The 5,285-nt window shown below is 44.6% G+C and carries 8 protein-coding genes and 1 pseudogene; 5 read left to right on the top strand and 4 right to left on the bottom strand.

The annotated features are described in order from the left end of the window. The 5 genes from BN35_RS12655 to BN35_RS12635 all read left to right on the top strand — a co-directional run. Positions 1–351 (top strand): hypothetical protein (locus tag BN35_RS12655; RefSeq protein ID WP_036909389.1); only part of this gene is annotated, 351 nt, incomplete at its 5' end. Between the two features lie 5 nt (positions 352–356). Beyond that, the gene (locus BN35_RS12650; protein WP_025073304.1) at positions 357–776 is read left to right on the top strand and encodes a PcfK-like family protein; all 420 of its coding nucleotides are present in this window, start codon (positions 357–359) and stop codon (positions 774–776) included. Positions 777–780: 4 nt separating this feature from the next. Then, entirely contained in the window at positions 781–2,055 is a 1,275-nt protein-coding gene (locus tag BN35_RS12645; RefSeq protein ID WP_044071621.1) for a PcfJ domain-containing protein, read from the top strand. A 25-nt stretch (positions 2,056–2,080) separates the two neighbouring features. Further along, the gene (locus BN35_RS12640) at positions 2,081–2,335 is read left to right on the top strand and encodes a hypothetical protein (protein ID WP_025073234.1); all 255 of its coding nucleotides are present in this window, start codon (positions 2,081–2,083) and stop codon (positions 2,333–2,335) included. 171 nt (positions 2,336–2,506) lie between these two features. Further along, positions 2,507–2,989 (top strand): hypothetical protein, encoded by a 483-nt coding sequence (locus tag BN35_RS12635; RefSeq protein ID WP_025073235.1) that lies wholly within the window; start codon positions 2,507–2,509, stop codon positions 2,987–2,989. A 130-nt stretch (positions 2,990–3,119) separates the two neighbouring features. On the opposite strand, the gene BN35_RS12630 is transcribed toward BN35_RS12635, so the two are convergent. From BN35_RS12630 to traN, 4 genes and pseudogenes are all read right to left on the bottom strand, one after another. Then, positions 3,120–3,626 carry a glycoside hydrolase family protein gene (locus BN35_RS12630; protein ID WP_025073236.1) on the bottom strand — a complete coding sequence of 169 codons (507 nt, stop codon included), beginning with the start codon at positions 3,624–3,626 and terminating at the stop codon, positions 3,120–3,122. After that, positions 3,613–4,098 carry a DUF3872 domain-containing protein gene (locus tag BN35_RS12625; protein WP_025073237.1) on the bottom strand — a complete coding sequence of 162 codons (486 nt, stop codon included), beginning with the start codon at positions 4,096–4,098 and terminating at the stop codon, positions 3,613–3,615. Before BN35_RS12625 ends, BN35_RS12630 begins: the two co-directional genes overlap by 14 nt. Before the next feature lie 12 nt (positions 4,099–4,110). Further along, positions 4,111–4,708, bottom strand: a pseudogene (locus BN35_RS12620) (conjugal transfer protein TraO). After that, the coding region (traN, locus tag BN35_RS12615; RefSeq protein WP_025073239.1) for a conjugative transposon protein TraN at positions 4,702–5,285 on the bottom strand (584 nt) is incomplete at its 5' end. The pseudogene BN35_RS12620 and the gene traN, both read right to left, overlap by 7 nt.

Here is a 5,285-nt window from a genome sequence, read left to right as displayed (position 1 = left end):
GTGGCTGAAAAAAGTGAGCAAGTGTTGGCAATTAAGTTTGTACAATGGGACGTTCCCCCTTTGGAGAGCCTTTGTAACAGCAAAGTATATCTCCTGCGTGTGAAACTCAATAGTGGTGAGTGTATGAGCCGTGAAGAAAAGAATTGGCTATGTGAAGCGGTGAACTCTAATACCTATTTCCACACAGCCGTTCCCCTGCAAGGCTATCGCTTTGACTTCTTTGATGTACTGAAGAAATACCTTGTCAATCAGTACGGACAATGGACAGAGTATTACGCACCCGACCGCACCAGCCTAAGAGCCTACCTATATGGACGCATCAATCAAATAGTAGAAATCCCAAAATACTAAGCAATATGAAAGGAACAGAACATTTCACACGGACAATAGCCGAGTATCTCAATCAGCGTGCTATGACAGACCCTTTGTTTGCCCCTAACTTGATGAAACCGAACAAGAATATCGAGGAGTGTATCACCTACATTCTTAATGAAGTGCAGAAAAGCGGTTGCAACGGATTTGATGATGATGAAATCTACTCAATGGCAGTTCACTACTACGATGAGGACAATATAGAGATTGGCAAGGCTACCAATTGCCAAGTAATGGTCAATCACATTGTAGAACTCACAGAGGAAGAAAAAGCCGAAGCAAGGCAGGAAGCCATTAAGCAATATCAGCGTGAGGAACTTGCCAAGTTACAGAGCCGTAACGCACGAGTGAAAAAGACCGAGAATGTAGCAACCCATGTACAACCATCACTATTTGATATTTAAGCCTATGAAACCGAGAAACAAATTTGAAAAGGCAGTTTTGGAACAAAGCAAGTATCTTTGCCCGATAACCAAGACACAAAGTAAGTGGGCATTCCGTGAGTGCATTGACCACTTCGCCTACCGCTTGCCAAAAGGTCGCACCACTTGTATGGATTGTGGGCATAGTTGGGTAATGAACAAACATAGAGAAACTTGCACTTGCCCTCATTGCAGGGCAAAGTTGCAGGTCAAGGAAACATTCCAAAGGAAATTGCAGCAGAAGCACTATTTCACGACACTTACCGCTTGCGGAGAATACCAAGTGTTGCGGATGTTCCTCCTCGTGGCTGAAATGGAGAAAGGCTGCAAGGCTGGACACTATGTGCTTGAAATCGGTCAGTATTGGTGGAACGCACAAGGACGAAAGACGATAGTTGCCGTTCAGAGAGTATTGGGAAGATACGTTGATACATTCTCCTATTGTGCACCTATGGCAATCCGCAACGACAACGAAGCCTACCGATACGCAGCCTATTCGCAGATATATCCGAAGTTCAAGGTATCAGACACACTTCGCAGAAATGGTTTCAAGGATGACTTTCACAATATACCCCCGACAACACTCATTCCTGCCTTGCTTTCTGACAGCCGTGCCGAAACATTGATAAAGTCGGGACGTACAGACCACCTACGCTATTTTCTTGGCAAAAGAAGAGCGTTTGACGAGTATTGGCAGTCCTATAAGATTGCAGTCCGTAACGGCTACGATATAACGGATATTTCCCTTTGGTGCGATTATGTGGATATGCTCAGCAGCTTGGGCAAGGACATACACAGCCCGAAGTTTCTTTGCCCCACCAACCTCAAAGCCGAACACGACCGCAGACAGGAGGAACTCAATAGACAAAGGGAAAGGGAGGAGATAACCAAAAAACAGCAGAAGGCAATGGAAGACGAAAAACGTTTCAAGGAACTCAAATCCAAATTCTTCGGTATCCATTTCACGGACGGCACAATCCAAGTCCACGTATTGGAGAGCGTGCGTGAACATTTGGAGGAGGGAGCGACCATGCACCATTGCGTATTCTCCAACGAATATTATCTTAAAGAGGACTCACTAATCCTGTCGGCAACCATTGAGGGCAAGCGGATAGAAACAATAGAGGTATCACTGAAATCATTTGAGGTGGTGCAAAGTCGTGGAGTGTGCAACAAGAATACCGAGTACCACGAACAGATAGTAAACCTTGTCAATGCCAATCGTAGGCTAATCAGCCAGCGGATGAAAGCTACTGCATAAAACAAACAATTAAATAGACACAGATATGAAAACAGAGATTGAAAACATTATCTATAACAGTGCGGACGAGATACCGCACATACTCATCAGGGTTATCAATGCGATAACCCTGTCCGAAAACAAGGACGAGTTAAGGTCGGCAATCAATAAAATAGCCGAAGAAACGGAACTTGACAAATTCTTTGCATACGGATATGGCGCGCATCATTTTTGGCTTAAACACCGCAGATTATCCAATGGAGAGCCAAAGGAATATAGACTATTAAAGGTGGAACTATAAAAAAATAAGAGCCACGCAAGTTTGATTTGCGTGGCTTCTTTTCTTTCTCTTTGAACGAGTAGGCGACCAAAGAAAAGAAGCAAAAGAAAGTCGCAAAATTGCATTTATAGATTATAAATTGGTACAGTTTTTGCATGACGTAAATGTAGTGTAATTTAAAATAATAGTATTATGATGGAAGAAAAGATTTTCGATTTATTTAGACAAGCCAAGTGCAAAGTTGGTCATATCGTTCCAATGCGAAATATCAGATTGGGGCTTATGCAAACCCTTAACCCGGTGGAGCAGCAACAACTAGTGAACGTGTTACAACGTCTAGAATCACAAGGGTATTTCACTTATGAAACAGATGGTGTTGAGTGCTTGAGACTCACTCAAAAGGGATATGACCATATTTATAAACCCTGCTCTATGACAGATTCAGAATTGGAAGAAAAGATTTTCGATTTATTTAGACAAGCCAAGTGCAAAGTTGGTCATATCGTTCCAATGCGAAATATCAGATTGGGGCTTATGCAAACCCTTAACCCGGTGGAGCAGCAACAACTAGTGAACGTGTTACAACGTCTCGAGTCACAAGAGTATTTCACTTATGAAGCAGATGAATTTGAATGCTTGAGACTCACTCAAAAAGGATATGAGAGTATCTATTAGAATACTTCCAACAGATATTATAATAGCGCCATTCTTCCGTCATAGGTTTAAGAATGGCTTTTATTTTTATTACTGCCAATATAGTTTTAACTATGATTATACTTATGTAAAATATCAATACGCTCAATAATTACAATATGTAGAACAGGGCAAATTCCACTTGCCTCCGTTTGACTAACCCACCCAAAACTTTACCCTTGTATCGGCAGAACGAAACATACTCCCGATAGAAGTTTCTATCTCCAGCTTCTATTTTTCGTAGCAGTCGGCTCTTAGGATGCTTGCCGTAGCCGAGCAACCTCCCCACACCAACATTATAGGCAAGCAAGGTCAATAGTAGCGCATCCTTGCCATAGCCTTTGAAGTGTTCAAAGCATTTCCAAAGGTCTGCACGGAGCAGCGAGTCCGCCTGCCATTCCGTCATATTGGAAGAGAAACGTTCGCCCGGTTGCAGTTGATGACCATAGCCGACGTATGGATAACAACTCTCTTTGTGCAGTCCCTCGAAGTATTTCACGACCACCACGGCGCGCTCAAAAGGAGGCAAGTCTGCCAACCGTACCCTGCGCTGAGCAAGGATCGGCTGGCAGAGCAAGCACATTATACAGAATAAAGCAAAGCGTTTAGCTGTTCGCATCGTTCAAGGCTCTGGTTACTACTGCGGTGGTCTTTCCCTTTTCCTCCGCCTTTTCGTTGTTGAAACTGAAAGTCAGCTGCTGCACCTTCCCGAAACTATCCTCCACAAACACATCAATCGTCTGACGGTCGGTGGATAGCGAAGTATAATACAATCTAAATTCCTGCTTGGAAAGTGGATAGCGGTCGTTGGGCTTAAATACCGTACCGTCGTCCATCTTCACCGTTCCCTTGCCGTCAGGCTGGAAATAGCGGATAGTATAGCGAGTGTCGGCAAACTCACCGCCTCGCTTCAGTGTGCAGCGTATCTCAGCCGTCTGTCCTCTTATGATGTCCTTCTGAACTGGCATTGTCTCCACCGTAAACGGATAAGACTGCTGAACATCCAATTCCCTATCACAAGCAGATAGACAAAACACGGCAAGGGCAAGTACGCCCATTACCCATATCGAACTTAATATCTTCTTTTTCATGTTTCTTTTCTATTAAATATTAAACCTAAGTCCTGCTGATAGCGCAGGACGGAAACGATGCACGTCAGAGCCGAAGAGCAACCGCCCTGTGTGCCTTGACAAGAAAGAGAACCCTGTCCGTAAGGAATACTTCCAACGAGCCATGCACGGCACCTCCATAGACGAAGTGTGAGCGGTCGAGCAGCGTAGCCCCATCGGGCAGTAGCCTTTTGTCCTCATTCAGTTGCTCATAGCCACCCAAGGCGGATATGCCACCATAAAGAAACACGTTCTTACCCCTGTCGGAGAGAACAAGGTGCATATAGCCCACTTGTAAGAGTGCATCCTTGAGTTTTATGTTATAACTTCTGTACGGCATATTCTGCTGTTCATACTCTGCCATAACAAAGGTATAATTCTCATGGCCCAGATATCGGGTGAGTGATGCTCCCATGCCGAAATTGTCAGCTGCAAGGAACTTTTCACCCTTAATAAGCGGAACACTCCCTACGACCTCTACTCCCCTTTGCTTGGGTATCAGTCGCTGTGCCTGCGATGGCAGACTGAAAGTCATGGCCACCGCAACGCATACTGTCAGAATGATATTGCTTTTCTTCATAATGTCTACCATTTCAGTTTGAGGTTATCAATCTTCTTTGCCAGTTGCAGGTCCTCTGCCGTTACATAAAAGGTCAGCGTACGACCGCCATTTCTCTCATAGAGCGTCACTTCAAGCTGCTTGTCTTCTGCAAGATAAAACTGTTCGAGCGCAAACACAGTGTGTTCACTGCCCATGCCACGCACCTGCATCACCTGATGATAGGCACGCAAGGGCTGAAGTACCTGCTCCTGAATGGCGGTACGCTTTGCAACCTTCTTATCCACCACCTTGAACGTGATGAAGTCCACCGAGTATGGCATATTCGTGCCGTTTTCCATACGAGTGTGGAAATACAGTAAGCCGTTATGGGCGTACAAGCCACGAAGCAGGAACTTCATACCGAACTGCTGTGCAGCGATATGCTTAATGCAGCGTCTGTCATTCTGATAGATGGTCTGCATCATCAGCTTTACTAATACGGGCGACTCGTTACCGAGTTCCTTAAAGTAAATATCAGAGCGGTTGCTTGGCAGCCTGCCTTCTGTTGTAGAGAGAAAGTCTTTCATCTCGATACTTAACTTTTCCGGCTCATCGGCATATTTTACAT

Source organism: Hoylesella timonensis 4401737 = DSM 22865 = JCM 15640 (assembly GCF_000455445.1).
Classification (GTDB): Bacteria; Bacteroidota; Bacteroidia; order Bacteroidales; family Bacteroidaceae; genus Prevotella; species Prevotella timonensis.
The sequence above is the reverse complement of the archived record's forward strand: the minus strand, read 5'-3'. Positions and strand labels throughout refer to the sequence as shown.